This window comes from Candidatus Spongiihabitans sp., from assembly GCF_965237845.1.
GTDB lineage: Bacteria > Pseudomonadota > Gammaproteobacteria > Arenicellales > Poriferihabitantaceae > Spongiihabitans.
On sequence record NZ_OZ250154.1, the window covers coordinates 955,487 to 981,368 of the forward strand.

The following is a 25,882-nucleotide window of genomic DNA, read 5'->3' on the forward strand; positions in this document are numbered from 1 at the left end:
TTATGTCTTGGACAAAAAAAGTACTTCGAGTAGATTTAAGCAAAGGTGTGGTTGCCGAAGAGGCATTGAACATGGAATGGGCCGCGCAATATATTGGACAACGGGGGCTCGGCACCCGTTATTTGGTCGAAGAGACCGACCCTAAATGCGATGCGCTCGGGCCTGACAATAAACTGATCTTTGCAACCGGTCCCCTCACCGGCACCACGGCATCAACCGGTGGTCGCTATTCAGTCATCACCAAAAGTCCGTTGACCGGCGCTGTGGCGTGTTCAAATTCCGGGGGATTTATCGGCGCAGAGCTCAAATTCGCGGGTTGGGACATGATTATTTTTGAAGGCAAATCCGAATCCCCGGTGATGTTGCGGGTCGAAAATGAAGTTGCCGAACTGGTGCCTGCGGATGATTTATGGGGTAAGACGGTTTGGGAAACCGACAAGCTTATCCATGCAAAGTATCAGGATCCTCAGATTAGAGTTGCCGCAGTGGGGCGCGCTGCCGAAGCCGGATGTCTGTATGCTGGCATCATCAACGATCTGCATCGCGCGGCCGGTCGCTCCGGCGTGGGCACGGTGATGGCATCGAAAAATCTAAAGGCGGTAATGGTGCGCGGCAACCGCGGCGTGGGCAACATTAAAGATCCGATTCGATTCATGAAAAGCGTTGCCGAGCAAAAGCAGGTATTGGCGGATAACGCGGTAACCGGCCAGGGTCTTCCCGCGCTGGGCACTCAGGTGTTGATGAACGTTATTAATGAAGTCGGCGCGCTACCGGCGAATAACATGCGTGATGTTCAGTTTGACGGCGCCAATAACATTTCCGGGGAAGCCATGCTCGAAGCCCGCGAAAGCGATGGCAAGCCTAATTTGACCACCAATGCCGCATGCTTTAGTTGCACCATCGCGTGTGGGCGGATTTCGACCATCGATAAACAGCATTTCACCGTGGAAAACAAACCGGAGTACTGGGGTAATTCCGGCGGACTGGAATACGAAGCGGCTTGGGCGATGGGCGCTGATACCGGCGTTGATGATATTGATGCGATTACCTACACCAATTTTTTATGCAATGAAGATGGTTTCGACCCCATCTCGTTTGGTGCGACCGTAGCAGCGGCGATGGAGTTATTTGACATCGGCGCGATTACCACAGAACAGACCGACGGGATGGAACTAACCTTTGGATCCGCTAAAGCCTTGTCTTGGTGCGCTGAAAAAGTGGCAACCGGGGAGGGTTTTGGCAAGGATTTAGGCATGGGGTCCAAGCGGCTTTGTGAAAAATATGGCCATCCCGAATTGTCAATGACGGTCAAGGGTCAGGAGTTCCCGGCATATGACCCGCGTGGCATTCAGGGCATGGGCCTGACCTATGCCACCGCAAATCGCGGCGCCTGCCATTTACGCAGCTATACCGTGGCCTCAGAAGTGCTCGGCATTCCCGAAAAAACCGATCCTCTGGTCACCGAAGGCAAAGCCGGATTGGTCAAGGCATTTCAGGATGCCACCGCCGCGGTTGATTCCATGGGGCTTTGCTTATTCACCACATTCGCTTGGACTTTGGATAATATGGCGCCGCAAATTGACGCCGCCTGCGACGGCGATTGGAGCGTCGAGCGATTGCTTGAAGCCGGCGAGCGAATCTGGAATCTTGAACGAGATTATAATTTGAAAGCCGGGCTGACCGGCGCCGACGATACCCTGCCGCCAAGGTTGCTGAAAGAGGCTGCCAAGACAGGCCCGGCCAAAGGCAAGGTTTGTGGACTGGATGAAATGCTGCCGGAATATTATTCACTGCGTGGTTGGAGCGAAGATGGTCAACTCACCGATGCGGTTCGTCAGCAGTTTTCGTTGCCGGCGTAGAAGTGCGGGTTGACATATAATGGCTTAATCGTGGTTTCATCACCCCTTATTTTCTCATTTCCGTATTCATTTATAGGATATCCTAGCCCGTATGAACAAAATTACGTTCGCAACTTTAACAGTTTGCGGTGGATTGTTGGTGAGCGGTTGTGTGCAGCCGCCAGAGTCGCTCACTAAACAAAATTCGGCACTAACGCAAGGCAATGTACAGTTGACCATGGCGGTGGGGGAAACCACGAAAGCGGAAGTACTGGAAACCTTTGGCGCCCCCAACATTACCACTCGTGACGGGGCAGGGCGCGAGGTTTGGACTTACCAACGCGCTGCACAAGTGTCGCAATCCTCAGCGCAGTCTGGCTACTGGACGTTGATTTTGGTGGGACAAAGTTCGCAGGTATCGGGGTTTGAAAGCAGTTCCCGGATGATGACTTTGATCATCAAGTTTGATGAGAATGATGTCGTGAACGATTTTCGTAGCCGAACTTCCAATTTTTAATTTTTCTTTTTTACCTATATTCCAACTTTTCCATTTTATTATGACTCAGTCATGAACAGTCTTAAGTTTGCTGTAGTTTTTATAGTCGTCTTGGTAGCAGGATGCATAACCCCCCAAGCACCGAAACTGACCCCGCTGGAAATCCAAAGCTTGCAGTCGCGTGAATACGAGGAAACAAAAGCAGTTGTGTTTCCGAGCGTGTTGTCGGTGTTCCAGGATTTGGGGTATATCGTCAAAACCGCGGACAAGGATACTGGGTTTATTACCGCGGAAAGCCCAACTAATAACACCACCGGATTTTGGGATGCTTTTGCAGGGATAGCCGTTAATTCGCAAACCATAGCAACCGCTTTCGTTGAGGAAATCGGACAGATTACCAAAATTCGGCTGAACATCGTTGCCAAAAAGTCAACTTCATCGGAATACGGGCAGAATAGCAAACAAGACACACCCATATTGGATGCGAAGGTCTACCAAAATGCTTTTGAGAGAATTGAAAGTGTGCTTTTCATTCGCTCCAGCAACTAGCGGAATTTTTTGTCACTATGAAACACATTATCTTAGGTGCAGGCCCGGCCGGCGTGGTTGCCGCTGAGACGCTACGCAAACTGGATGCCACCGCTGAAATAACGATTATCGGCGATGAGCCTGAACCGCCATATTCCAGAATGGCGATTCCTTATTTGCTGATCAATAACATCGATGAACCAGGCACCCATCTGCGTAAGCAGGCGCGCCATTTTAAGGACAGCGCGATCGAGGTTGTGGTGGATACGGTTAAATCCGTTGACCCGTCATCAAAAAAATTGGTGTTGACAAGCGGCGGTTCGCGGGCCTACGACAATCTGCTTGTTGCCACCGGTTCACGGCCGGTAACGCCACCGATTGCGGGCATTGAGCATGAAAAAGTGACCAGTTGCTGGACCCTGGAAGATGCCAGAAAAATTGCCAACGGCATTAAACCGGGCGCATCCGTAGTCCTCATTGGCGCAGGTTTTATTGGCTGCATCATTTTGGAGGCGCTGGTTTCCTCGGGCGCAAACCTGACTGTTATCGAGATGGGTAATCGCATGGTGCCTAGAATGCTCGATGAAACCTGCGGCGCCCTGCTTGAAAAGTGGTGCCAGCAAAAAGGCGTGAACGTCATGACCAGCTCCCAAGTTGAAGCCATTGAATCTGCGGGTGACAGTGTCAATGTGAAAGTCAGCGGCGGCAGAGAAGTGGAGGCGGAATTAGTAATTTCAGCGGCGGGTGTGAGTGCCAATGCCGCCTTTTTAGAAGGTTCCGGGGTGCTGCTTTCCAACGGTGCAGTGGTCATTGATGAGTATATGCGCTCCTCGGTCGCAGATGTTTATGCTGCCGGGGATGTTGCTTGTGGCAAGGATTTTTCCACCGGCGAATACACCGTTCAAGCGATACAGCCGACTGCCGTCGAGCATGGCCGTGTTGCGGCAAATAATATGTTTAATCATGGCTCGGTGCGTCATCAAGGCAGCGTACTCATGAACGTATTGGATACCATTGGACTGATTTCAACCTCATATGGCCAATGGGAAGGCGTTAAAGGGGGACAGAGCGCAACCCTGGTGGACCAAGATAATTTTCGTTACATCCGGCTTCAATTTGATGATGATCGGTTAGTGGGCGCCAATACCCTGGGAATGACCCAACATATCGGCGTGCTCCGTGGTTTAGTGCAGGGCCGGTTTAAATTGGGCCAATGGAAAGACAAACTGATGGACAATCCACTGTTAGTGATGGAGGCCTATCTGGCTACGACCCAGGGCTAGCTCAGGGTAGTTCAGCTAGTTAGGCGCCAGGATAACTCAGACCAGCATAGTTTGAACAAATTTGCCGAGTCGAACCATGCAAATCGAGTTTAAGTTATTCGCAACGTTGATGGGCTATTTGCCGGATGGCGCGGTGAAAAATGCAATTACACTCGATGTTGCGGAAAATACCACCCCATACCAGTTAATCGACACCTATTGTGTGCCGCGCTCCGAAGTGCATTTGGTTTTAATTAACGGTGTCTATGTCGATGAAGCGGGCCGGGATAGACCGCTGAAGTCGCATGACACGCTGGCAATCTGGCCGCCTGTTGCGGGAGGATGAGTGTCGGCGGCCGTCATGTTTATAGTCGCTGGGCGTACAGTTCTGAGACCGGCTTTTCCCACGCCGAATTGCTCAAGTGCCTGCCATCGGCAGTTGCACCATATGTTGTCAGCAGACTAACCCAAAGCAGTTATGCCACATCCTTTGCCTTATCCTTTAAGAATCGCGTTGCCTATTTGCATCTTGAGCCGGAGAAAACACGGGAAATTGCATCGATTAAATTGCCGGTGACAGCAATCGCTATTGAATTCGAAAATTTCTCTGAAATCCAATATAGAAAATTTATGGATCGATTTAAAAAATATTTGCATCGAGGCGGCGGCTAAATGAAGATGAATCTATGCACATAAATAAATGAACATAACAATCAAGTTTTTTTCTAGTTTGATGGAATATCTGCCGGATACTGCGGATGGCAATGCTATTGAGCTGACGGTTAGTGATACGCAGACTCCAAATCAGTTGTTGGAGCGTTACAAAGTGCCCCGGGAAGAAGCGCAAATGATGATGTGCAATGGCGTATTCCTGCCCGTTGAAGCGCGTAGCCAACCCCTGCGAGAGGGTGACGTTTTGTCAATATGGCCCACTATTCAGGGCGGATAATCCATAAAATAATACCCGGATTGATGCCGCTGGACTGTGATAAAGGGGGGGAAATAGGTGTATCCTGTTTCGCCGACAAGCCCGTTTTCGGATATTTAATTGTTAACAGACACGCATAACCGCCCGCTCCACGATTTGAGAATTTCGGTTACCGACCGATGTAATTTTCGATGCGGGTATTGCATGCCAAAAAGTGTGTTCGGCAGGCGTTACCCGTTTCTAAAATCCGGCGCGTTACTGCGCTACGATGAGATCGAAACGCTGGTCAAAGTTTTTGCGAAGCTTGGCGTTAGAAAAATTCGATTGACCGGCGGCGAGCCGCTGTTGCGCAAGGATTTGGAGCGGCTAATTGTCATGCTGTCCGAGATTCCCGCTATTGAAGATATTACGATCACAACCAATGCTTCGCTGTTGACCCAATCCCGCGCGAGATCATTGAGGGCAGCCGGAATCCGTAGAATCAATATCAGCCTGGATGCGTTGACGCCGGAGATTTATCAGAAAATCAACCAGATCCCTTATCCATTACAGGACATTCTGGATGGCATAAACCACGCTTTGGAGACCGGGTTTGAGGCTGTCAAAATCAATATGGTTGTGCAAAAAGGCATCAATGATGGCGACATTTTGCCCATGGTGAAAAACTTCAGGGGCACTGGCGCGATATTACGATTTATCGAATTTATGGACGTGGGCAACCACAATCGCTGGAGCATGGATAAGGTATTGAGCGGCCGGGAAATAATTGATCGGATCAATCCAATCTATCCATTACGGTCTGTTGGGGCAAATTATTCGAGTGAAGTCGCAAAACGGTGGCGATTTGTCGACGGCGAGGGGGAAATCGGCATCATATCTTCAATAACCCAACCATTTTGTGGTGACTGCGCCCGCGCCCGATTATCCGCCAAAGGCGAGTTATTCACGTGTTTGTTTGCGACTTCCGGCTATAATCTGAAACAACTGTTATCCCAAGGCATGTCTGAGATTGAAATAAGGGAAAAAATATCATCGATATGGGCCGGGCGCGACGATCAATATTCGATGTTAAGAACACAAAAATTAAGAGCGGGAAACTTGAAAACAAGATCGGTTGGGAAACAATCCCAAAAAGTCGAAATGTCCTATATCGGCGGTTAGCAGGCTCGGCTTGCTTGAGTTTTATTCGATTATCTGAAACAAGGAATACAATTATCCTTAGACTACCTCCGTACTATGGACTGAATGCCTACGGATTGGATACCGCGACTGGATTTGCCAGCGAATTGTTTTATAAAGAGGTCGCCCCCATAGAGGTGATGCAATCTCTATGGGGGCTTGTACGGCCTTTTTAGATTTAGAAAGGAAGCCGAATTTTCAACCCGCCCTTTCTTAACCTACTTTTTTTGCACAGTCTTCTTTTTGGCGGTTTTCTTTTTAGAGGCTTTCTTTTTAGAGGCTTTCTTTTTAGAGGCTTTCTTTTTGGCGGCTTTCTTTTTGGCGGCTTTCTTTTTAGAGGCTTTCTTTTTGGCGGCTTTCTTTTTGGCGGCTTTCTTTTTAGATGCCTTCTTTTTAGATGCCTTCTTTTTGGCGGTTTTCTTTTTGGCGGTTTTTTTCCTGGCCGTCTTTTTCTTGGAGGCTTTCTTTTTAGCGGTCTTCTTTTTGATGGTTTTTTTCTTGGTTGACTTTTTCTTGAAACCGCTTTTCTTAGCTGCCTTCTTTTTGGAAACTTTTTTCTTTGATGAAACTGACTTCTTCTTTTTTGCCATTGGTATTTACCTCGTGGTCGTAAAAGGGGATGGTGTTATCGAACAGTAGTGTCGTAATCGCTACAATAATGCAGTGGTCAACAATAAACACTAATTCATTAGATAATTTCGTGCAGTTAATTTAAGTATAATAAGGTTGATAATCTATACTATAAGTTACGAAAACGAAAAGTAAGTTATCTTTGTTTCAAAGTCAACACAATTTGAAAGAGTTCGTTATAATAAATATTTTGGGTAATAAAATATTCTGGGGAAAATTTTCTAAACAAAAAAATTGTTATAATTATGGATGAACTATCCAACAAGTGCTTCTCTTATTGTCGGTGCAGTATAGCCCAATGATAGGCAAACAAAAAATTACGTTTAATGAATACGTTGTTATGGTTTCTATATATTGTCACTGTAACGGCGTAGGTTAGAATTAAAACCTGTTAAACACTGGATGCGCTATTGAACCAAAAGAAAAATCAGTTTGACCGTGATGAACTTCTTGCATGTGGTCATGGGAAAATGTTTGGTCCAGGGAATGCACAATTGCCCCTTCCAAATATGTTGATGTTTGACCGGATTACCCATATCGATGAAGATGGTGGCAAGTTCGGCAAAGGAGTGGTTATTGCCGAGATGGATATTTCGCCGGATTTATGGTTTTTCCAATGTCATTTTGAAGGTGATCCAGTCATGCCCGGTTGTCTGGGGTTGGATGCGTTATGGCAATTGGTAGGGTTTTCATTGGGCTGGCGTGGTGGTCAGGGACACGGTCGTGCATTGGGTTCCGGAGAAATAAAATTCAATGGTCAAATTACACCGGACTGTAAAAAAATTACCTACCGTATAGACTTCAAGCGGGTAATAATGCGTAAATTGGTCATGGGCGTTGCGGACGGTCTGGTTGGTGTTGATGATAATCAAGTATATAGTTGTAAAGACCTTCGGGTGGGGTTGTTCAAGGGTGTCGAAACCATTTAACATCGCTCCATTTAATATGACTCAATTTAACCTGGCCTCATGTCCAATGTGTTTAACCCATTACCCAGTGTCCGCACAGTGAGTTTTAAATGAAAAGAGTGGTAGTAACCGGCTTTGGAATTATTTGTAGCCTGGGAAACAATAAAGAGGAAGTTCGAAGCGCGCTTCAATCAAGCCGCTCAGGCATTGTCAAGGCTCAGGAGTACGTTGATTTGGGGATGCGAAGCGGTGTTCATGGTGCAATAAACATTGACCCCAAATCTTTGATCGACCGAAAACTATACCGATTTATGGGGGATGCCGCCGCCTATAGCTATCTTGCGATGCAGGAAGCCATTGATCACGCGCATCTGTCCGAAGACAGCATTAGTAGCGAGCGCACTGGACTATTGCTGGGCACCGGGGGCGCGTCTCCGGAAAATATTGTGATTGCTGCCGATACATTACGCCAACGCGGGGTGAAACGTGTAGGCCCCTATATGGTAACTAAAACCATGTCGAGTACGATTCCGGCGTGTGTCGGCACCGCATACAAAATCAAGGGTGTTTCCTATTCCATTAGCTCGGCATGTTCAACCAGTGCGCATTGCATTGGGCACGGCGCGGAATTAATTCAACTCGGAAAACAGGATGTGATTTTTGCCGGCGGCGGGGAAGAATTGCACTGGTCTTTGTCGGTGTTATTCGACGGCATGGGCGCGCTTTCCTCGAACTACAACGACACGCCGCAAAGCGCATCCCGTCCTTATGATAATGATCGGGATGGGTTTGTGATCTCTGGCGGCGCTGGCGTCGTGGTTCTTGAAAGCCTGGCGCATGCGCAAAAGCGGGGCGCCCCGATTTATGCTGAGCTAGTCGGTTATGGCGCGACTTCCGATGGCTACGACATGGTGCAGCCGTCAGGAGAAGGCGCGGCGCGTTGTATGCGTCAGGCAGTGCGGCAAATGAATGAAAGCGGGGTTGAGCGACCCATTCAATATATCAATGCCCACGGCACCAGCACGCCGGCAGGCGACATCAAGGAACTGGAAGCTATTGCCGAAGTATTTGGGGAACATTGCCCGCCAATCAGCGCAACCAAGTCACTCAGCGGACACGCACTGGGCGCGGCGGGTGTCAATGAGTCTATTTATTCTATGTTGATGATGGAGTCAGGATTTATCGCCGCCTCAGCCAATATCGAAAATCTGGATGAACGCGCCCAGGGGTTCCCTATCGTTACCGAAACCAGAAATGGTGTTGAACTGGACATTGCCATGAGCAACAGTTTTGGATTCGGCGGCACCAACTGCTCATTGATTTTTCAACGCTGGGGCAGTTGAGCACTGAGGGGTTGATGGATAATCGTTTAGAATTTACAAAAACAGGAAAATCGTGAAGCAGAAAAAATTGCATATCAGTTTGGAATAGAACTGCTGGTGATGCGAGGCGTGAAGCCTGCTTATCGTTATACATGACATCTACGATCTGACTATAAAAACAGGGTCGCCTAGAATATCCCAAGCGGGTTCAATACCTAGCCCCGGTTTATTCAGCGCTTCCAGAAAACCGGCTGTTGCCTTTGGCGTCCCGGTCGCAATATGCCCCATCATATAATTGTTCAGGTCGGTCGTGTTAAGCATCGCTTTAACTGGCGTGCTCGCTGCCAGGTGTGACAGGGCAGCGGTGACGATATCGCTACCCCACGAATCCTCTACCGTCATGACGAGACCACAGGCCGCGCAAATATCCCGCACAAGTTTTGCCTTGCTAAGCCCGCCCAATTTACTAATTTTGACGCAGACAACGTCCATTGCCTGTTTGCTTAACGCTGCGAGCAGGCTTTCCAGATTATGAATGCTTTCATCCAGTTTAAAAGGGTGGACGGATTTCTGGCGCACCGCCAGGCAGTTATCCAAACTGTCGCAAGGCTGTTCGATATAAACATCGACATCTCTCAAGGCATGAACAAATCTTACTGCCTCATGCTGCGAAAAACCCTGATTGGCATCTGCCATAAAGATCTCGCCTTGCTCTCTGGCGCGACAGAGGCGGCGCACACATTCTATATCGGCTTCGACATCACCGCCAAGTTTGATTTGAAACTGCCTGTATCCTTTGGCGCGTGCTACGGATGCGGCTTTGACCATCACTTCAGGCGCTGCATTCGAGAGCGAAAAATACAACGGCAATTTTTGCTGAAAACATCCACCAAGCAAGGTGTGAACCGGCAGACCGGAGGCCTTGCCCAACAAGTCCCAACAGGCAACATCGATTGGTGATTTCAGATACAGATGACCCTTTAAATGGCCATCCATCAGCTGATTAATATGACCGATATTTAAGGGGTCCTGACCAAGCAAATGAGGAGCCAATTCCTGAAGTCCGGGTATCACGCCGCCCGCAAAGGCAGGCAAATAATTGGACCCAAGCGGGCAAACTTCACCATATCCCGAAAGTTTGGTGTCTGTATCAATACGCACAACCGTTGTGAGTAATGCACTCACAACTTTGCCCATCGCCATACGATATTCCCCGCCCACAACCGGCAACTCCACCTGATAGGCTGATATTTGGTTAATCTTTGTCGGCAAGAGCATTACCATAAGCGCATTATCATGCGCTCCTAATCCAGTGTTCTTGGAAAAAGGGTTTCGGTATTGCCATCCACACCAATTATTTGCCCCGAAATATGTCGCCCATAATCGCTACACAGAAACACAATCAAATCAGCAATCTCTTCCGCTTCCACATAGCAGCGCATGGATGTGCCGATGGCGTAGCGCTTGCGGATATTGTCTGCGGGCAATCCCGCGGCTTTTGCGTGGGCTTCAATAATCTGTTCCATCCGCTCCCCGTTCACATTGCCCGGGACGATGCCATTCACGCGGATATTATCAGGCCCCAATTCCATCGCCAGAGATTTGACCAGCCCTGTGACGGCCCATTTTGCGGCAACGTAGGGCGACCTATTCGGAAAACCCAGAATACCCGCCGCAGAGATCAAATTGATGATCGCGCCCATCTGTTTTTCCTTAAAATGGGGCACGACATTTTTAGTGAAGTAAAACTGGGAATCAATACAAACGGCCATGGTTTGACGCCATTCATCATTGGTTACAGTTTCAATAGCCGCTGTTGGCCCTGCGATGCCGGCGTTATTGACCAGTATATCCAGCCCGTCTGCCATGATGTCTTGCATCATGGCATCGACTTCATCTGGTTTCGAGACATCACAAACATAGCTTTTAATGTCGGGTGGCAATTTGGCTAAGGCGGTCTCGTTAATGTCACAGGTAAAAACTTCTGCTCCAAGTTCAAGCATCGCTAGGCAAGCGGCGCGGCCCATGCCCGCCGCACCCGCGGTTACCACAGCACGTTTTCCTTCCAGAGAGATTTGCATTGTTTAGCTCGTTAATCAGTCAGCGTATCTGAGCGATGTTGTTCGCGTTGGTAATGAATAGGCATGGCGCGGCCATAGAATCGCTTGGCGCGTTCCGGGCGGTTCACCGTAAAGGGGTCAACCACGTAGGTGGGTAGAGCGATAATGCGTTTCTTTGCCCCATGCACAGACGTTACGCGGTGTAGTGAAAATCGGCCTTTAAACAGTTGCACGTCACCCGGACGAAGTTCCAGGCTTTGGATTCCCTCACGCCCGCCATTCAAGATTGCTTTTACAGAGTCAAAATTCTCACTTTCGGGATTTCTAATGTCCGGCACGTATTCAAATACGCCGCCTTCGTCCGCTTCTTGCACCAGGATACTGACGGTAAAATCATTGCCATCAAAATGCCAGGGGAAATAGTGCGTATCATCCATGACCGAATAGGGGTTGCACCCCAATGGGTCCGCCCAGCAATAGATGGGAAAGACACCGAAGCATTCGCTCACAAACTTTAGCATTGCGTGTGAAGCATAAATGGCGCGCAGATCGGAATCGGCATCCAGAATATCAGAATTGATAAAGCCGCCTTCGCGTTTTTGGAAAAACCGTTTTGGGTGATCGGCTGGCAATGAGGGATTATCTTTGGTCAGGTAGGGGGTGTGACTGTCTTCTGACCAATAGGTTTGATCCATCAGTCGTTCGGCCTCTGCCTGCATACGGGTTAGCGATTTTGGAAGCACCAAATTTCTAATCACAGCGCAACCAACTGCATCCAATTCCTTGCGGCATCGCGTGATTAATTTTTGTGTGTCAGGATGATCTAGTTGATTGATTGGCTGTTTATCCAAATCAAAAATATGCCCCGGCGGACTTTTTCGCATAACCTTTAATGTGGATGCGATTGCGTTCATGGCTATCTCCATCAAAAATTGAGTGATCGAATTTTCCACAAATCACGTTAACAAAGCAAACCAATATAAACTATATTTAATCGAATAATTCAATATAATTATGATTAATGAACATGGAATCTGTGCGTGACCCAAGCCACGATCGGCGCGCGTATTAAAACTTTGGAAAGTCGCCTCAATTCAGCATGACAACTCAACCTCGCACGATGGTTATTGTATGGCTTTCGGTATGCTGCGCGCTTGTTTTCACTATGGTGTTGCTGGGTGGCGCCGTGCGACTCACCGGTTCGGGGTTATCCATGGTTGACTGGAAGCCGATTATGGGCGTTTTTCCGCCACTAAGTGAAATTGCCTGGACACGGGTTTTTGAGCAATACCAGAAATTTCCTGAATTTAAAATTGTCAATGCCCAAATTAGCCTGGAGGAATTCAAGTTTATTTACTTGATGGAATACACCCATCGAATGCTGGGCCGACTGATTGGCCTGGTTTTTTTTCTGCCGTTCATTTATTTTGTTATCACCAAAAAACTCATGCCAAACCTTGCGCCTAAACTCTGGCTGTTATTTGCAATGGGCGTTATCCAGGGCAGTGTGGGTTGGTATATGGTTAAAAGCGGGCTGGTGGATAATCCTCGAGTAAGCCCGTACCGATTGGCGCTGCATTTAATCATCGCAGTTATAATTTACGCCTACATGATCAGGGTATTGACAGGATTGCTGCCGATGCGGTGCATTAATCCGCCGCGCGCTCAAAAGTTCGGCATTGCCGTGGTTGGGGTGATTTTGTTGATGATTGCCAGTGGTGGATTCGTGGCCGGCACCCATGCCGGGTTCATTTACAACACATTTCCCACAATGGGCGGAGAATGGCTGCCGACCGAAATCGGTGCGCTAACGCCGATGTGGCTAAATTTATTTGAAAATCCGGTTGCCATTCAATTCACCCATCGGGCGATGGCAATGTTGGTGCTGAGTCTTGTGGTTGTCTATGCCTTGATGCTGATGGGCGGGAATCAGAAAGTTCATAGCGTGTTGATAGGCATTGGGTTATTAATTGCGGTTGTCTTTCAGGTTGGTTTGGGTATTGTGACTTTGGTTTCTGGCGTCCCGCCAGTACTCGGTGTGGCTCACCAGGCGGGCGCTTTGATTTTGCTGACGATAGCGGTCATTTCTGTTTCGTTGCCGGCATTAGTCAATGATGACACCGGTGCTTGATGACGATGGCGCTCACGTTTAGTAATTTTAGACGATGCGATACCAAAATCAAAAGTTGTTATAATCCAGGCTGATGGCGATAAATTAAAGTTGGAATTAACCCCTCAACTTAAAATGCGGTACCCCTGAATTTGTGTACTGCGTTCAACTAATAATGTCTGAGATCACGTGGCAAGAATTGCAATAGGCGGCTGGCAACACGAAACCAATACCTTCGCCACGGTAAAAGCTGATTTCGCGGCGTTTGAAAGCGCCGACGAATGGCCCGGGATGAATCAAGGCCAGGCGATGATAGACGCAGTTAAGCAAGTGCATCTACCGATTGCCGGGGCCATAAGCGCATTAAACCAACCGCGGCCTGACGGGGGCAAGCATGAGATCGTGCCTTTGATGTGGTGTTCGGCGATGCCTTGCGCTTATGTGACAGAAGATGCATTTGAAAGGATTTGCGAGAACATGCTGGGGTTGTTGCGCCGGGCATTGCCGGTGGATGGCATTTATTTTGATCTTCACGGTGCAATGGTATGCGAGCATTTGCAAGACGGAGAAGGTGCGTTTTTAGCCCGAGTTCGAAAATTAGTGGGTAACCAGGTACCCGTTTTCGTGAGTTTGGATTTACATGCAAATGTGACTCAGTCGATGGTCGACCATGCCAATGTGCTTGATATTTATCGAACCTACCCGCACATCGACATGGCAGAAACGGGTTATCGGGTTGCTGGATTGCTTATTGATTACCTTAAAAACCGGCGACCGCCGTACAAATCATTTTACAAATCATTTCGCCAAATTGATTTTTTGATTCCGCTCAACGCCGGTTGCACATTGATCAAGCCTTGCAAGATGATCTACCGCGCGCTACCCAAATTAATTACCGAAAAAGTGTCATCATTGTCTTTTGCCTGCGGGTTTCATTTGTCCGACATTTTTGATGCCGGTCCGGCGGTTGTGGGTTATGGCAACAACCAGACGGAGGTAAATAATGCTGTGCAAGCGTTAGCAGATTTAATCCATGATAATAAACAAAAATTTTATGAGAAAATCTGGCCGGTTGCTCAGGGCATGGTCCAGGCGAAGCGGGCATTTAAGCATCACGGCGCCACCGTGGTGCTGGCCGACACCCAGGACAATCCAGGCGGTGGCGGTGCGGGTGATACCACCGGTGTATTACAGGCAATGATTGAACATAATCTTGAGAATGCCGCACTGGGCGTGATTAATGACGTGGACGTAGCCACTATCGCCCACCAGGTCGGAATAGGCGGGCGATTTATTGCACAATTGGGCGGTAAAACGGACCCGGGTCAAAGCCAGTTCCAATGCGAAGTCGAAGTCAGGAATCTGAGCGATGGCCGCTTCACCGCGACCGGCCCGATGTATAAAGGCGCAAATATGGAGCTTGGTCTTTGTGCCTGGTTGTCGATCTCCGGGATAGCGGTTGTGGTTTGTTGCAAGGCGGTGCAAACCGCAGATCAAGCGCATTTTCGACACCTTGGCATCGAGCCGGGTAAAAGGGATTATATTGCGCTAAAAAGCTCGGTGCATTTTCGTAACGACTTCGAGAAACTGGCGAGCAAGATTTTCATTGTCTCTGCCCCCGGCGTCGTTCATGCCGACCCGGCAACGTTGCGTTATAAAAATATCCGCCAAAATATTCGCCGCGCAATCGAAAGCGGTGGAGCGCTTCGGGCATGATAATTCTAAAGGTACGAGCCCTGGTCTTTCTCGCTAAAGACCTTCAAGAAAACAAACACTTGCGCCCGAACCAAAAGAATCAATCTATCGAAGCGAAATCACCAGGATGAGTTGATCGATGAACCACAAAACAGACCAACAAAATATCCTTATTGTCATGACCGACCAACTGACCGCCAAGGCGCTCGGCTGTTATGGGCATAACGAAGTCATCAGCCCGAATATCGACCGCATCGCCAATCAAGGAGTGTTGTTTGAAACCGCATACAGCAGCAGCCCGTTGTGCGCTCCGGGACGTTATGCGTTTATGACCGGGCAGAATATTTCCCGATGCGGCGGATACGACAATGCGGCATACTTGCCGGCAACCATGCCCACCTTTGCCCACTATTTGCGGTTAATGGGCTATAAAACATACCTCTCAGGGAAAATGCACTTTGTCGGACCGGATCAACTTCACGGCTTTGAAGAGCGCGTGACAACCGATATCTACCCGGCGGATTTTGGTTGGGTGCCGGACTGGAACAACGCCGACCAGCGCATCGACTTGTGGTATCACAATATGTCCAGCGTCAAGCAGGCCGGGGTGGCGGCGATCACCAATCAACTGAGCTATGACGATGAGGTGGGCAGCCGTGCCGTGCAAGTGATTTATGATTATGCCCGTTCAGAAGACCGGCGGCCGCTTTGTTTGGTGGCGAGTTTTATTCATCCCCATGATCCATATGCGACCCGTAAAAAATATTGGGACTTATACGAAGACACCGATATTTCCTTGCCGCAGGTCGCGCGTCCCGCTGCCGGCCGGCAAGATGCCCATAACCGGCGCCTGGAAAGCGCCATTGGCGTCGATGCGGTGGCGCTCAGCGAGCAGGAAATTATCGACGCGCGACGCGCCTATTACGGCAATGTATCGTATATTGATGAATGGCTGGGGCGATTACAGGACACCCTGGATGAATGTGGCATGGCGAAAAACACAACCATCATTTTCACCTCCGATCACGGCGATATGCTCGGTGAATTTGGCTTATGGTACAAAATGTCGTTTCGTGAGTGGTCATGTCGAATTCCCATGATCATATACAATCCGTCGAGATTCAAACCGCGTCGAGTGAAACAGGCGGTGGCGCATGTGGATATGCTGCCGACGTTGGTCGATATCGCTGCTGAAGGCGCCGACGCCGACCAACCGGCCCCTATTGATCCATTGGATGGCCGTAGCTTGCTGCCATTATGCAGTGGCAATGAATCCGGGGATACGGACCGGGCGATCAGTGAATATCTCGCCGAAGGCACGAGCGCGCCAATGCTGATGATTCGTCAAGCGCAATATAAATATATCAGTTGTCCAACAGACCTGGATCAATTATTTGATCTTGAGCGCGACCCTGATGAGAAAAATAATCTGGCGGCTGACGATGCTCATTCAAAGGATGTGCGAAGTTTTAAAGATCAAGCGGCCGACCACTGGGATGTCGATTTGATTAGAGAAAAAGTCATCACCGATCAGCAAAGGCGACGTGCTGTTCATAGCGCATTGACAATCGGACGCTATCAGGGATGGGACTTTAATCCTGCGCTGGATCCTGGTGAACAATACACCCGAAGCCATATGGATTTAACGGCTTTTGATGTTGCTTCGCGCTATCCCAAGCCCAAGCCTTTCAAGCCCAAGCCCTTCAAGCGCAAGTAGCGTAACACCGCCGTAGCGGCCGCTTTTCACAACACCTGCGCTTTTCGCGTTATACAGTATTGTTATCCGATACCACGCTCATCGAGCCGCCATCGCCGACCGCACTCTCCCCCAACGCATAAGGATCAACGCCATCAAGGCAGGCGACATTAAAACCGTACTCGTTTGGATTGCTGCGTCTCGCATGATGCGTATAGATGCCGCAGGTTTTGCAAAAATAATGCTTGGCAATCCTGGTGTTCCACTGGTACAGGCCGAGGTTGTCGGCGCCACGGGTAACTTGCAGCGATGCCAGCGGCACACCGGCCATGATGGCGCCCTTTCGGCGGCACAACGAGCAGTTGCATCGCCTGAGATTTTGCAGGCCGTTTTCCAGGGTAACCTTGAATTCCACCGCGCCGCAGTGGCACTGTCCGGTTTTGATTTCAGTCATGGTTGATTATGTTTGAAGTGGGTTATCGAAGTGGTTTATCCATCCGCGCAGGGCTACAAAAGCGCGTCTAAAAAAAGACCGCAACACCAAACAGGGTGTCGTGAAATGCGACCAGCAAAGCGTACGCTATCAAGCCAATGACAAAGGCGAGTACATCTCTTTTTATCGGGGTCGTTTTTATCGCCGCCTTGGTCGAGTTCGGTTGTTTCGGCGCGGCGCGTTGCTTGGCCGAGTATAAATAAAATAACGCATACACCGCGAAGCTGCCAAATAGCACCAGCGGCAGATACTTGTTCCCGACAGTATCTGCACTTCCGCCGTCCATGGCGGTCGCGCCGATGCCAATGGCAAGTAGGTGGCTGAGCGACCACAGCAACACGCCCCACATCATCGGATGGCGCACGATGCGCTTGATGTTGTTATCGAAATTCATCGCCACCAGCAGAATCAATGCCGGTGCCATAAACACAGCCGTCGCGGTTGCGGCCGCTACCGGCGGATGCCAAACTGCCATGTATTGCGTCGCGCCCATCCCCTTTATCATGAGCGCCAGGCCAGCGAAAGAAAGCGCCGCAAACACGCCTTTATATGGCAATTCCCCGATGCTATGAACCAGTTTTTCACGCAACGACGGGTTCGCCGGAAACAGATGGATTCCGAAAAAAACGACGATGCCAACAATCAACCAAGTCATACTAATCTCCTCTGGCGCAATCGGGTTTCTAAAACTTAGAGCATGATAGTATACTCCGCAAATCCAACACCGAACAAGCTGACACAACAAATCAACACGACAAAACGATGACCATGCCCGCCAAAAGTTCAACCGCACACCTCGCGGCCGTGCTTGAACGCGCCCCCCGTTTTTCCTGCGCCCATCTGCCGACGCCGTTGCAGCCGTTGAAACGCCTGAGCGCGCACCTGAAAGGTCCGAATCTGTGGATCAAACGAGACGATTGCACCGGCCTTGCCACCGGCGGCAACAAGGCGCGAAAGCTTGAGTATCTGATTGGTGATGCCATCTCCAAAGGCGCCGATACAGTCATCACCCACGGCGCGCTACAATCCAACCATGTGCGTCAGACTGCAGCGGCAGCGGCCATGGTTGGTATGGACTGCGAAGTGCTATACGAACACCGGGTCGACCCAAATCAAATTAACAACCAGGCTGATCAAGATTATGTCGTATCCGGCAATGTTCTGCTCACCGGTTTGCTCGGCGCGAAGCGAAACGAATACCCCAAAGATACGGATATGGACGCCGCCATGGCGACACGGGCGAATGAGCTACAGGCCGATGACAAACAGCCCTACCTGATTCCCGGCGGTGGCTCCAACCCGGTCGGTGCGATGGGTTACGCCAACTGCGCGTTGGAATTGACCGAGCAAGCCGCGCACCTGGGGTTGCGCATAAACCATCTGGTTCACGCCACCGGCAGCACCGGAACGCAAGCCGGTTTAGTGGCCGGCTGTCATGCGATGCACCTCGGTGGTGATTTTTGTTCGGGCACTTCGCACCTCGGTGGTGATTTTTGTTCGGGCACTTCGCACCTCGGTGGTGATTTTTGTTCGGGCACTTCGCACCTCGGTGGTGATTTTTTTTCGGGCGCTTCGCAATGGCCATTCCCAATACTTGGCATCGGTGTCAGGTTGCCACGCCAGCAACAGGAACAAAAAGTGTTCGACTTGGCGCGCGCCACGGCCGCGCATCTCGGTATAAAACAAGAACTGTTGCGCGAATCCGTTCAAGCGAACTGTGACTACGTCGGCGCAGGTTACGGCATACCCACCGACGGCATGCTGGAAGCGGTCTCGCTACTGGCGCGTCTGGAAGGCATATTGCTCGACCCGGTGTATTCAGGAAAAGGCATGGCCGGACTGATCGACTTGGCGCGCAAAGGATTTTTTTCACCCACGGATAACGTGGTGTTTATACACACCGGCGGCTCGGCAGCGCTGTTTGGTTATCGGACGGTGTTTGCCGAGGATTTTGCCAATGACGGAATAGTTTGATGTTAAATCAGCTCGAAAATGAATTCCACGAGGCAATGCTGAATATCTACCGCCAAGCCAAGAGCGAGGCGAGTTATGACGCACGGCGGTTTATTCAAATGGTAGAAACCCATGGGGGGATTGAATCCGCAAGAAGGCTTATAAATGCGGCAACGGTTTCGGAGGGCTACACCACGCTTTGGGAACGGCAACATCTGGATTTAACTGTTGAAGCAATGATTATGCGAACGGAAAAGTATCATTCTCTGTTCACAGAAGATGAACTTGATGTTTGTGCCCAACGTCTCAAGGATTACGAATATCAGATTTGAATGAATGCCACACATCGCCAACACTAATGCATATTGTGCTTACAGAAAATATAAAACAAGCAGTAAGATTGTTTCTGTAGGTCACGCAGATAACACCGTTAGTCTTAAATGGAATGATGGTGAAATAAGTGAATTTGATGAAGTTTGGTTGCATGACAATTGTTATTGCAAAAAATGTTTGCACCCAACCACACGAGAGCGATTAACGCATTTTACCGAGAAACAATGCCCAAGCATAAGTACAATGAATTCTGACACATACTGATATTGCGCACCATGAGACTCCGCCCGCATATCAATGACTTCATTTTTTGGATAATGACGCTGAAGGGGGGCATTCTACCCTCACCGATGGCTTTCAGATATGCAAAGTTCTAGGAGAAAATGAGCCTGAAACAATCCGGCAACTTACCAACAATATTTCTGCAAAATAGAGTATGAGTGATGATTAATATTAAAACAAGCTGGATTATTAATGATATGGTTTCATACTCCAAAACGGATGGGTTTAGGAGTGATCGCAGTTAAGGGTATTACCAATAATACTGAAATATTGTGCGATCCGGTACGGACATTCAGCGGACAGGATTCCGCGCTTTTGCGAAAAACAAAAGCCTATCACATATTCTTCGTTGACCGAGACACTTATAGTTCGAAGGATGATACCTCTTCCTTACACTTGGTCGTTGTCCCATTTCCATCGTTAATCACAGTAGCAATGAAAATTGCCGGATAAAATGGAAATTAGAGGGAGATGTCGCGCAGGCCAAGCTGATTGCTAAACGAAACATTGACGCTGGTGAAGAGTTATTTATCAGGTACTATAATATTGGAGAGTACGACTTCGAATGAAGAAAATAGAATATGCAGAATTAACAGAGAAAAAAATCTGAACAATCAGAAGATCGGTATATTCTACCTTTTGATATCAGCCGTGTTGTTTAGCTTTGCTGGAATTTTCGTAAAAGGGGTAGAGGCCTCAAGTTGGGATGTCATATATTGGCGTGCGTTATTCGGGGTAATATTTGTGGTTATTTGGTACGGATTTCGGTTGCAGCTTGGAAAGCAATTGCGATTACGCATGAGCGGGTTTTCAATAGCACTTCTTGCAGTGATCTGCACCACAGCTTTTTTGTCTTCATTTAAGTTCACTTCAATTGCCAATGTAGCTATGATCTATGCCGTGACGCCTTTGATGTCTGGACTTTTGGGCTGGGTGATATTGCGAGAGCACATATCGAAGCAAGAACTGATTGCCAGTATTTTTGCTATCATTGGAGTCGCGGTCGTAGTCAATGGCTCTGTAGGACAAATCAATATCTATGGCGATGGCCTCGCCATTGTAATGGCCGTCACATTGGCTCTCATCATAGTGCTCTTTCGAAAATATCCAGATACACCTTCAGGTGGAGTTAATATATTGTCGTGTGCGATTCTGGTATTAATGTGTTCATTGATTGGCACTCCGTTTTCGGTCCCGTTTCACGAGATCGCGATCTTAGCATTTTTTGGATTACTCTTTGTTACAGCGTACATCACGTTACAGGAAGGAGCCAAAATTCTATCGCCCACTCTCACGGCTCTTTTGAGTATTCTCGAAACTCCCCTCGCACCAATCTGGGCATGGCTAATTCTTTCCGAAATTCCGGTGCTCTCGACAATTGTTGGTGGGGCTATCGTATTGATAGCGGTTCTGGTTGCGACTTTTCAATCCTCGACTCAATGAGTAAGTAAGTAACGCTTGATGTGCTCCGATCCAATTGTGTCGTCTGCTGCATACCACAACACATCCGGTCCGAGCGCATAATTGATACCAAGCTCATCGTACAGTTTCGTTGCGTTGTCTCGATAATATTTGTAAATATCTTTAGTTGGCATCTGGGAAGAATCCGCGCCAGTTTCGTACCAAGTAGCTATACTATGATGCGCATATTCTTCGATTGAGTGCTCGATGGTTCGAGTGACGATCGGTTCGCGTGTCGGCTTAAACATGGGATCAATCGTCCCAGGTTGTTCTAGTAACTCGTTTGCAATGTGAGTAGCCAAAAGCGGAGCGCTATGTAAGCCGTCACGATACGTTCCAGTCATCAGATATAATCCAGAGAGCGGAAGCCATCCTACCAATGGGAATCCGTCGAGGGTAATAGGACGATTCCCCCGAAGGAACTGTTCTATTTGGTGATGGGCAATCTCTTCATCTAGTTGCTGCATTGCGTATTGCGCGAGATAGCGAACGTCCTCCAACCATACAACGTTCATCACATGCTGTACAATACGGTTAGTGGAACCAATATACTCTCTTCCGTCGCCTTGAGGTACAACGTGCAGTCCGCAGGCGAAACCGCGATTTGGAGTCCGAACCACGCTACGGAATGCCTTTCCCCTTGAGCGCTTAGCAATCATCCCTAAACCAAGGCCCGGGAACGTGGGTAGGATTTCCAAGTCATCTGACGCACTGTGAATCAGTTCCTCACTACGGGCACCAGCAGCCACTACGACGATATCCGCTTCGATAATGCTGCCATCATGAAGCTCGACTCCGGTTACCTTATCAGCTCTACTTCGAATTTTGCGCACAGTCTGATCGATGACAGGAACATTTTCACTTTGTAATCTTGTCTCTAACGCAGCTAGAACACCTCTGGCATCAACAGATCCTTCAGTCGGGAGATGAATTGCACGGAAAACCCGACAATCTGTTCTTGGATTAAAACCTAATATATCGTGAGCATCTACGTCTGTCCAAGGTTTTTCATAAGTATTTAAGGCGGCGACAATGGCAGAAAAGTTATCCGAGTCGAGTTCACCACCGATGGAATTGAGAATTACATAAGTATCATCGGCTACTTTGAGAGACTTTCCCACAGGTGATGCCTCCTCGAGTCGCTGTAATGTGGTGTCCCAATGATCGTGCGCAGTGACTCCGATTTCAAATCTGGTTCGCCCTGCATCTGAACAAAGTGTTTCGGTTGTCACCTCACCAAAGCATCCCAGCATTGCCCCTGCGGCCTGACTAGCACCGCTTTCACGGTCTCTTGGACCGACCACAGCCACATTTTCTTAGTTGGGCGCCGAGTTAACTCATCAGCGATGAATAGCCCAAGAGCACCATTGCCGATAATGAGTATGTCCGTTTGCGCTAATTTTTGATTCAATGTCGTCATATTGAAAATTATCTAGGGTCATAACTAGTTGTTTAGTACCACTTTCTTGTCTTTTGATAGAAACATAGAATTTTGTTGGGTTAAAAATAAAGTCAGGGTTAATTGCTAATACCTTTCTCCAATTTCTGAAAACTATGGGTTTTGTTACCCATAATAACGACACGATAGTTAATAGAATTTCACTTATTGGTCGGGGTGAGAGGATTCGAACCTCCGGCCCCTGCCTCCCGAAGGCAGTGCTCTACCAGGCTGAGCTACACCCCGAATTGTGTGACTACTCAGATTTGCAACCGGGATTAAAGCACAGTATTGGGAATTTCCGTAAATTATCTATTCGTAATTATCCATTGGTACGTTAATTGTGCTTGATGGATTCTCCTGGCATCAAATCATAGGGATGCGCCCATCTCTCCAGGTTTTGAATTTCCGCTAACTATCGAGTGATATGGGGATATTCGGCAAAATCGATTCCAATTTCATCCTGAAAATATAGATAGCCGCACATCGAGAAATCCGCGATGGTGACTCGATTGCCGATTGCGAACCGGGCATCCTGGAGAAGACTATTCAGCACTTTTAATGCGGTTTTGGAGCGCGCCTCGAGAAATTTGGTGACATCATTTTCTCCCCGATCAGTGAATGTGCGAAGGAACCTGATGGTGGCGATGTAGCTGGTGGGTTTATGATTGTCGAATAATATCCATCTTAGAATTTCACGACGTTGCGCTTCATTTTTAGCGCCAAATTTATCAGTTTTTTTGCCAGATAGTCGAGAATTACCCCGGATTGGGAAAGCGCCGGTCGGTTGTGTTCTAACAGCGGAATTTCACCCATGAGCGATTTTATAAATGTATGATCATTGGATGACAGCGAGGTTCAATCGCGTTATCAACGGACACGGACAAGACATAAACATAAAAGCCATTCTCCTTGAAATCGGCTGTAACTTTCGGCGCAAACGTCAAGCCGTTGCAGATCACTTCTGGATTGGAATGACGAAACTTGGCGGGTATTTACGGTGTTTGTCGGTAATGGCATCAACGATCCCAAAGTCGAGAAATATAGCGCTTGCAACGATTTTTCCGCCCATCGTACTGGGGATAGCGCCGCTTGCTGTTCGACCATCTTCGGTTTCGCAGTTATATTGCAGTACATCATCTGATTTTCTGACGGAAACCGTCACGGGAACTGTCGCCTCCCACGATCCTCGTTTGTTTGACAGAGTACACTTGCCGTTGGCCCCGTCACTGAGCGAAAGCGCAATGGGTGTGTTGGCATCCTCAGTCAGGGTCGCGCAACCCGCAACCATAAAAACCAGTGGCACAGAAAATAAAATTTTTCTGATCGGGAGGGGGGGGGGTAAAAAGACGACGCGAACAAGTTCGCGCCAGGCGAAAAATGAAAGAATACATGGTGCCCTCCGTTGGAGTTGGATTTTATCTTCCGGCTCACGAAGTTGCCGGGACGGTCACCAAACAATGGATATTTGACGATGCGGGTATAGTGTCGTATCCGTGCCAGTCAAGCAAGTACTCTGAGGGAATTACGATCCGGAAAAATGGAGGTCCGTGCCCTAAAACGGCCACACCAGCAAAATCATCGGAATGGAAACCACGATGACGATGGCTTCCAGCGGCAGGCCCATTCGCCGGTAATCGCCGGGCCCATAATCAGGGTGTTGTTTTTGTGGTCGATAGGGGTCAGGAACGCGCACGATGTGGCCACCGCCATCCGGAACGGATCCGGGTTGGCCCCGGAGGCGCCCGGCGATGGCGGTGACGAAACCGCCCACCGAGACCCATGCCTTGTTGCACTGCAGCACCCACAGGTCAGCTGCTGCAACGGTAAGCCGCCGAGCCAGGTGCCGATGGAGGGCAGCCGCTCGGTGGGGCCCCAGCAGCAGTACGTCGCCGGCCTGTATGGTCAGTTTCCGCACCCAGTCGCGGAACGACTTGCCCTAGCGGGACGCCCCCAGCAAGGTTATGCCATGCCGATACAGCGACATAAATCAGGCTATTCAAAATCAGGGGCAGCGGGTGCATGAGTTTATAGTGCGCATTTGCCGACTCTTAATTTCGATCGGTTTGGTTCAATCAGATTTTCCGGGTCATGATAACGCCGCATCGTTTGCATTCGACTTTTTCCACGCCGCCGCCATCGCCGAACCCGAAGGTTTTGCTAATCACTTGAAAATCGTGGAACCCTAACCAGCAAAGTAGCTTGCCGAGTAGTGGAGGTAGATCTTGCATATAAGCATCTCATCACACTAAGACAATGCTATATTACTGCAAATTCCCTTGCGGTTGGTTGGCAATATCCAAATAATTTATCGGCACAGCGATTGGCTTGCGATATTCCAGACCCTTTGTGGTCATAATCAAGGTCAATCAATTGCACCTCGAGTTATCGATTTATTTTGAATAGAAATCAGTCAGCATGAAAAAATTAGTTGTCCTTGTGGTCGGGTTGTTGGTTTTTGCCAGTACATTCGGGTTTACTTTATTGCCAGAATCGGAAATCACCGCGCATTGGCGGAAATTTTCACCAGGCAGCCCTGTTGAAGTTGAGCATACTGCTTGGGATGAGTTGCTAAAACGCCATATTTTCACCGAACAAGGGATAAATCTTTTCGCATACAGTTCGGTGACCTCAGCGGATAAAAATAAGCTTAAAAACTATATCGAATATCTACAAACAATTGCAGTAACCGAGCTGGAACGAAAAGAACAATTTGCTTATTGGATTAATTTATACAACGCTCTAGTCGTTCAGATCATAGTGGAAAACTATCCGTTGGAAAGCATTCAGGAAATTTCTTATGGCTTATTCTCCCTGGGGCCGTGGCGCCAAAAGCTGGTTTATGTAGAAGGAATAGATTTGAGTCTGGACAACATTGAACATCAAATTCTTCGGCCAATTTTTAAGGACAATCGAATCCATTATGCGGTGAATTGTGCGTCAATGGGTTGTCCTAATCTCCAGGCACAGGCTTACACCCGCGAAAATCTGGAAGCATTGCTTGATTTGGGGGCCGAGCAATATATAAGTCATCCACGGGGCGTATCATTCAACAACGGCCAATTAATCGTATCGAGTATTTTCGATTGGTATGCCGAGGATTTTGGTGATAACGATCATCAAATCATCATGTATTTAATCCGTTTTGTTGACTCCGACCTGAAAGGATATTTGCAGGACTATTTGCAAGGCCGGCAGTCGATTGATAAATTCCGATATGATTGGTCGTTGAATGAGTCATCGTTGAATGAGCCATCGTTGAATAAGTAA

General features: G+C 48.6%; 30 protein-coding genes, 1 tRNA gene and 1 pseudogene. 19 read left to right on the forward strand and 13 right to left on the reverse strand.

Going from position 1 to position 25,882, the window contains the following annotated elements:
- Nucleotides 1-2 precede the first annotated feature (2 nt).
- The 8 genes from ACPXXB_RS04650 (at nucleotide 3) to moaA (ending at nucleotide 6,213) form a co-directional block, all read left to right on the forward strand.
- Nucleotides 3-1,859 carry an aldehyde ferredoxin oxidoreductase family protein gene (locus tag ACPXXB_RS04650; protein ID WP_423909913.1) on the forward strand — a complete coding sequence of 619 codons (1,857 nt, stop codon included), beginning with the start codon at nucleotides 3-5 and terminating at the stop codon, nucleotides 1,857-1,859.
- 91 nt (nucleotides 1,860-1,950) lie between these two features.
- On the forward strand, nucleotides 1,951-2,355 hold the full coding sequence (locus ACPXXB_RS04655; protein WP_423909915.1) for a hypothetical protein: 405 nt from the start codon (nucleotides 1,951-1,953) through the stop codon (nucleotides 2,353-2,355).
- 51 nt (nucleotides 2,356-2,406) lie between these two features.
- The gene (locus ACPXXB_RS04660) at nucleotides 2,407-2,883 is read left to right on the forward strand and encodes a hypothetical protein (protein WP_423909918.1); all 477 of its coding nucleotides are present in this window, start codon (nucleotides 2,407-2,409) and stop codon (nucleotides 2,881-2,883) included.
- A gap of 17 nt (nucleotides 2,884-2,900) precedes the next feature.
- Nucleotides 2,901-4,145 carry an NAD(P)/FAD-dependent oxidoreductase gene (locus tag ACPXXB_RS04665; protein ID WP_423909921.1) on the forward strand — a complete coding sequence of 415 codons (1,245 nt, stop codon included), beginning with the start codon at nucleotides 2,901-2,903 and terminating at the stop codon, nucleotides 4,143-4,145.
- A 76-nt stretch (nucleotides 4,146-4,221) separates the two neighbouring features.
- Entirely contained in the window at nucleotides 4,222-4,470 is a 249-nt protein-coding gene (locus ACPXXB_RS04670; protein WP_423909924.1) for a MoaD/ThiS family protein, read from the forward strand.
- Nucleotides 4,467-4,796 (forward strand): hypothetical protein, encoded by a 330-nt coding sequence (locus tag ACPXXB_RS04675; RefSeq protein WP_423909927.1) that lies wholly within the window; start codon nucleotides 4,467-4,469, stop codon nucleotides 4,794-4,796. Before ACPXXB_RS04670 ends, ACPXXB_RS04675 begins: the two co-directional genes overlap by 4 nt.
- A 28-nt stretch (nucleotides 4,797-4,824) precedes the next feature.
- A complete protein-coding gene (locus ACPXXB_RS04680) occupies nucleotides 4,825-5,073 on the forward strand; it encodes a MoaD/ThiS family protein (RefSeq protein ID WP_423909930.1) in 249 nt (82 codons plus the stop codon).
- A 99-nt stretch (nucleotides 5,074-5,172) separates the two neighbouring features.
- Nucleotides 5,173-6,213, forward strand: coding sequence for a GTP 3',8-cyclase MoaA (moaA, locus tag ACPXXB_RS04685; RefSeq protein ID WP_423909933.1), 1,041 nt, complete (start codon nucleotides 5,173-5,175; stop codon nucleotides 6,211-6,213).
- A gap of 236 nt (nucleotides 6,214-6,449) precedes the next feature.
- Here the strand turns inward: moaA and ACPXXB_RS04690 are convergent, their stop codons facing one another.
- Nucleotides 6,450-6,821, reverse strand: a complete 372-nt coding sequence (locus ACPXXB_RS04690; RefSeq protein WP_423909935.1) for a hypothetical protein — start codon at nucleotides 6,819-6,821, stop codon at nucleotides 6,450-6,452.
- A gap of 450 nt (nucleotides 6,822-7,271) precedes the next feature.
- On the opposite strand from ACPXXB_RS04690, the gene fabA reads away from it, so the two are divergent.
- The gene (gene fabA, locus ACPXXB_RS04695) at nucleotides 7,272-7,790 is read left to right on the forward strand and encodes a bifunctional 3-hydroxydecanoyl-ACP dehydratase/trans-2-decenoyl-ACP isomerase (RefSeq protein WP_423909938.1); all 519 of its coding nucleotides are present in this window, start codon (nucleotides 7,272-7,274) and stop codon (nucleotides 7,788-7,790) included.
- Nucleotides 7,791-7,879: 89 nt separating this feature from the next.
- A complete protein-coding gene (gene fabB, locus ACPXXB_RS04700) occupies nucleotides 7,880-9,112 on the forward strand; it encodes a beta-ketoacyl-ACP synthase I (RefSeq protein WP_423909940.1) in 1,233 nt (410 codons plus the stop codon).
- Between the two features lie 138 nt (nucleotides 9,113-9,250).
- Here the strand turns inward: fabB and ACPXXB_RS04705 are convergent, their stop codons facing one another.
- Genes ACPXXB_RS04705 through ACPXXB_RS04715 form a run of 3 tightly spaced genes read right to left on the reverse strand, consistent with a single transcriptional unit; the run spans nucleotide 9,251 to nucleotide 12,065 of the window.
- Nucleotides 9,251-10,369, reverse strand: coding sequence for a mandelate racemase/muconate lactonizing enzyme family protein (locus ACPXXB_RS04705; protein WP_423909943.1), 1,119 nt, complete (start codon nucleotides 10,367-10,369; stop codon nucleotides 9,251-9,253).
- A gap of 26 nt (nucleotides 10,370-10,395) precedes the next feature.
- On the reverse strand, nucleotides 10,396-11,172 hold the full coding sequence (locus ACPXXB_RS04710; protein WP_423909946.1) for an SDR family oxidoreductase: 777 nt from the start codon (nucleotides 11,170-11,172) through the stop codon (nucleotides 10,396-10,398).
- An 11-nt stretch (nucleotides 11,173-11,183) separates the two neighbouring features.
- On the reverse strand, nucleotides 11,184-12,065 hold the full coding sequence (locus tag ACPXXB_RS04715) for a HalD/BesD family halogenase (protein WP_423909949.1): 882 nt from the start codon (nucleotides 12,063-12,065) through the stop codon (nucleotides 11,184-11,186).
- 185 nt (nucleotides 12,066-12,250) lie between these two features.
- Here ACPXXB_RS04715 and ACPXXB_RS04720 point away from each other — a divergent pair, with 185 nt between their 5' ends.
- The 3 genes from ACPXXB_RS04720 (at nucleotide 12,251) to betC (ending at nucleotide 16,673) form a co-directional block, all read left to right on the forward strand.
- On the forward strand, nucleotides 12,251-13,282 hold the full coding sequence (locus ACPXXB_RS04720; RefSeq protein WP_423909952.1) for a COX15/CtaA family protein: 1,032 nt from the start codon (nucleotides 12,251-12,253) through the stop codon (nucleotides 13,280-13,282).
- Between the two features lie 168 nt (nucleotides 13,283-13,450).
- Nucleotides 13,451-14,977, forward strand: a complete 1,527-nt coding sequence (locus ACPXXB_RS04725; RefSeq protein WP_423909955.1) for a M81 family metallopeptidase — start codon at nucleotides 13,451-13,453, stop codon at nucleotides 14,975-14,977.
- Between the two features lie 118 nt (nucleotides 14,978-15,095).
- A complete protein-coding gene (betC, locus tag ACPXXB_RS04730) occupies nucleotides 15,096-16,673 on the forward strand; it encodes a choline-sulfatase (protein ID WP_423909957.1) in 1,578 nt (525 codons plus the stop codon).
- Nucleotides 16,674-16,722: 49 nt separating this feature from the next.
- Here the strand turns inward: betC and ACPXXB_RS04735 are convergent, their stop codons facing one another.
- Both ACPXXB_RS04735 and ACPXXB_RS04740 read right to left on the reverse strand, forming a co-directional pair.
- Nucleotides 16,723-17,106 carry a GFA family protein gene (locus ACPXXB_RS04735; protein ID WP_423909960.1) on the reverse strand — a complete coding sequence of 128 codons (384 nt, stop codon included), beginning with the start codon at nucleotides 17,104-17,106 and terminating at the stop codon, nucleotides 16,723-16,725.
- Nucleotides 17,107-17,173: 67 nt separating this feature from the next.
- Nucleotides 17,174-17,800, reverse strand: coding sequence for an NnrU family protein (locus ACPXXB_RS04740; protein ID WP_423909963.1), 627 nt, complete (start codon nucleotides 17,798-17,800; stop codon nucleotides 17,174-17,176).
- 113 nt (nucleotides 17,801-17,913) lie between these two features.
- Here ACPXXB_RS04740 and ACPXXB_RS04745 point away from each other — a divergent pair, with 113 nt between their 5' ends.
- From ACPXXB_RS04745 to ACPXXB_RS04765, 5 genes are all read left to right on the forward strand, one after another.
- Entirely contained in the window at nucleotides 17,914-19,119 is a 1,206-nt protein-coding gene (locus ACPXXB_RS04745) for a D-cysteine desulfhydrase family protein (protein WP_423909966.1), read from the forward strand.
- Nucleotides 19,119-19,430, forward strand: a complete 312-nt coding sequence (locus ACPXXB_RS04750; protein WP_423909969.1) for a hypothetical protein — start codon at nucleotides 19,119-19,121, stop codon at nucleotides 19,428-19,430. The genes ACPXXB_RS04745 and ACPXXB_RS04750 overlap by 1 nt, the downstream gene beginning before the upstream one ends.
- Nucleotides 19,431-19,434: 4 nt before the next feature.
- The gene (locus tag ACPXXB_RS04755; RefSeq protein ID WP_423909972.1) at nucleotides 19,435-19,695 is read left to right on the forward strand and encodes a gamma-butyrobetaine hydroxylase-like domain-containing protein; all 261 of its coding nucleotides are present in this window, start codon (nucleotides 19,435-19,437) and stop codon (nucleotides 19,693-19,695) included.
- Nucleotides 19,696-20,129: 434 nt separating this feature from the next.
- Nucleotides 20,130-20,282, forward strand: a complete 153-nt coding sequence (locus ACPXXB_RS04760) for an SET domain-containing protein (protein ID WP_423910965.1) — start codon at nucleotides 20,130-20,132, stop codon at nucleotides 20,280-20,282.
- Nucleotides 20,260-21,156, forward strand: a complete 897-nt coding sequence (locus ACPXXB_RS04765) for a DMT family transporter (RefSeq protein WP_423909975.1) — start codon at nucleotides 20,260-20,262, stop codon at nucleotides 21,154-21,156. The genes ACPXXB_RS04760 and ACPXXB_RS04765 overlap by 23 nt, the downstream gene beginning before the upstream one ends.
- Here ACPXXB_RS04765 and ACPXXB_RS04770 read toward each other — a convergent pair.
- The 7 genes and pseudogenes from ACPXXB_RS04770 to ACPXXB_RS04800 form a co-directional block, all read right to left on the reverse strand.
- Nucleotides 21,150-22,478: an NAD(P)/FAD-dependent oxidoreductase gene (locus ACPXXB_RS04770; protein WP_423909978.1), complete on the reverse strand. Its 1,329-nt coding sequence runs from the start codon at nucleotides 22,476-22,478 to the stop codon at nucleotides 21,150-21,152. The genes ACPXXB_RS04765 and ACPXXB_RS04770 overlap by 7 nt on opposite strands.
- A 303-nt stretch (nucleotides 22,479-22,781) precedes the next feature.
- Nucleotides 22,782-22,858, reverse strand: a tRNA-Pro gene (locus tag ACPXXB_RS04775).
- 169 nt (nucleotides 22,859-23,027) lie between these two features.
- Complete coding sequence (locus tag ACPXXB_RS04780; RefSeq protein WP_423910968.1) at nucleotides 23,028-23,306, reverse strand: glutathione S-transferase family protein; 279 nt, start codon at nucleotides 23,304-23,306, stop codon at nucleotides 23,028-23,030.
- Nucleotides 23,300-23,464, reverse strand: a complete 165-nt coding sequence (locus ACPXXB_RS04785; protein WP_423910971.1) for a hypothetical protein — start codon at nucleotides 23,462-23,464, stop codon at nucleotides 23,300-23,302. Before ACPXXB_RS04785 ends, ACPXXB_RS04780 begins: the two co-directional genes overlap by 7 nt.
- Nucleotides 23,465-23,570: 106 nt before the next feature.
- A complete protein-coding gene (locus tag ACPXXB_RS04790) occupies nucleotides 23,571-23,918 on the reverse strand; it encodes a hypothetical protein (RefSeq protein WP_423909980.1) in 348 nt (115 codons plus the stop codon).
- 249 nt (nucleotides 23,919-24,167) lie between these two features.
- Nucleotides 24,168-24,349: pseudogene (locus ACPXXB_RS04795) on the reverse strand (SLC13 family permease); the annotation flags it as partial.
- Between the two features lie 338 nt (nucleotides 24,350-24,687).
- Nucleotides 24,688-24,843, reverse strand: coding sequence for a hypothetical protein (locus ACPXXB_RS04800; protein WP_423909982.1), 156 nt, complete (start codon nucleotides 24,841-24,843; stop codon nucleotides 24,688-24,690).
- Nucleotides 24,844-25,030: 187 nt separating this feature from the next.
- Here ACPXXB_RS04800 and ACPXXB_RS04805 point away from each other — a divergent pair, with 187 nt between their 5' ends.
- Nucleotides 25,031-25,882 (forward strand): DUF547 domain-containing protein, encoded by an 852-nt coding sequence (locus ACPXXB_RS04805; RefSeq protein WP_423909984.1) that lies wholly within the window; start codon nucleotides 25,031-25,033, stop codon nucleotides 25,880-25,882.

Bases quoted from the DNA above. Each gene is read 5' to 3' on its own strand.
- ACPXXB_RS04755 (WP_423909972.1), top strand. From the start codon at position 19,435: ATGCCACACATCGCCAACACTAATGCATATTGTGCTTACAGAAAATAT.
- ACPXXB_RS04650 (WP_423909913.1), top strand. From the start codon at position 3: ATGTCTTGGACAAAAAAAGTACTTCGAGTAGATTTAAGCAAAGGTGTG.
- ACPXXB_RS04715 (WP_423909949.1), bottom strand. From the start codon at position 12,065: ATGAACGCAATCGCATCCACATTAAAGGTTATGCGAAAAAGTCCGCCG.
- ACPXXB_RS04735 (WP_423909960.1), bottom strand. From the start codon at position 17,106: ATGACTGAAATCAAAACCGGACAGTGCCACTGCGGCGCGGTGGAATTC.
- betC (WP_423909957.1), top strand. From the start codon at position 15,096: ATGAACCACAAAACAGACCAACAAAATATCCTTATTGTCATGACCGAC.
- ACPXXB_RS04720 (WP_423909952.1), top strand. From the start codon at position 12,251: ATGACAACTCAACCTCGCACGATGGTTATTGTATGGCTTTCGGTATGC.
- ACPXXB_RS04805 (WP_423909984.1), top strand. From the start codon at position 25,031: ATGAAAAAATTAGTTGTCCTTGTGGTCGGGTTGTTGGTTTTTGCCAGT.
- ACPXXB_RS04710 (WP_423909946.1), bottom strand. From the start codon at position 11,172: ATGCAAATCTCTCTGGAAGGAAAACGTGCTGTGGTAACCGCGGGTGCG.
- ACPXXB_RS04660 (WP_423909918.1), top strand. From the start codon at position 2,407: ATGAACAGTCTTAAGTTTGCTGTAGTTTTTATAGTCGTCTTGGTAGCA.
- fabB (WP_423909940.1), top strand. From the start codon at position 7,880: ATGAAAAGAGTGGTAGTAACCGGCTTTGGAATTATTTGTAGCCTGGGA.
- ACPXXB_RS04690 (WP_423909935.1), bottom strand. From the start codon at position 6,821: ATGGCAAAAAAGAAGAAGTCAGTTTCATCAAAGAAAAAAGTTTCCAAA.
- ACPXXB_RS04675 (WP_423909927.1), top strand. From the start codon at position 4,467: ATGAGTGTCGGCGGCCGTCATGTTTATAGTCGCTGGGCGTACAGTTCT.
- ACPXXB_RS04665 (WP_423909921.1), top strand. From the start codon at position 2,901: ATGAAACACATTATCTTAGGTGCAGGCCCGGCCGGCGTGGTTGCCGCT.
- ACPXXB_RS04670 (WP_423909924.1), top strand. From the start codon at position 4,222: ATGCAAATCGAGTTTAAGTTATTCGCAACGTTGATGGGCTATTTGCCG.
- ACPXXB_RS04705 (WP_423909943.1), bottom strand. From the start codon at position 10,369: ATGCTCTTGCCGACAAAGATTAACCAAATATCAGCCTATCAGGTGGAG.
- ACPXXB_RS04655 (WP_423909915.1), top strand. From the start codon at position 1,951: ATGAACAAAATTACGTTCGCAACTTTAACAGTTTGCGGTGGATTGTTG.
- ACPXXB_RS04750 (WP_423909969.1), top strand. From the start codon at position 19,119: ATGTTAAATCAGCTCGAAAATGAATTCCACGAGGCAATGCTGAATATC.
- ACPXXB_RS04740 (WP_423909963.1), bottom strand. From the start codon at position 17,800: ATGACTTGGTTGATTGTTGGCATCGTCGTTTTTTTCGGAATCCATCTG.
- ACPXXB_RS04745 (WP_423909966.1), top strand. From the start codon at position 17,914: ATGCCCGCCAAAAGTTCAACCGCACACCTCGCGGCCGTGCTTGAACGC.
- ACPXXB_RS04680 (WP_423909930.1), top strand. From the start codon at position 4,825: ATGAACATAACAATCAAGTTTTTTTCTAGTTTGATGGAATATCTGCCG.
- ACPXXB_RS04800 (WP_423909982.1), bottom strand. From the start codon at position 24,843: ATGCAAGATCTACCTCCACTACTCGGCAAGCTACTTTGCTGGTTAGGG.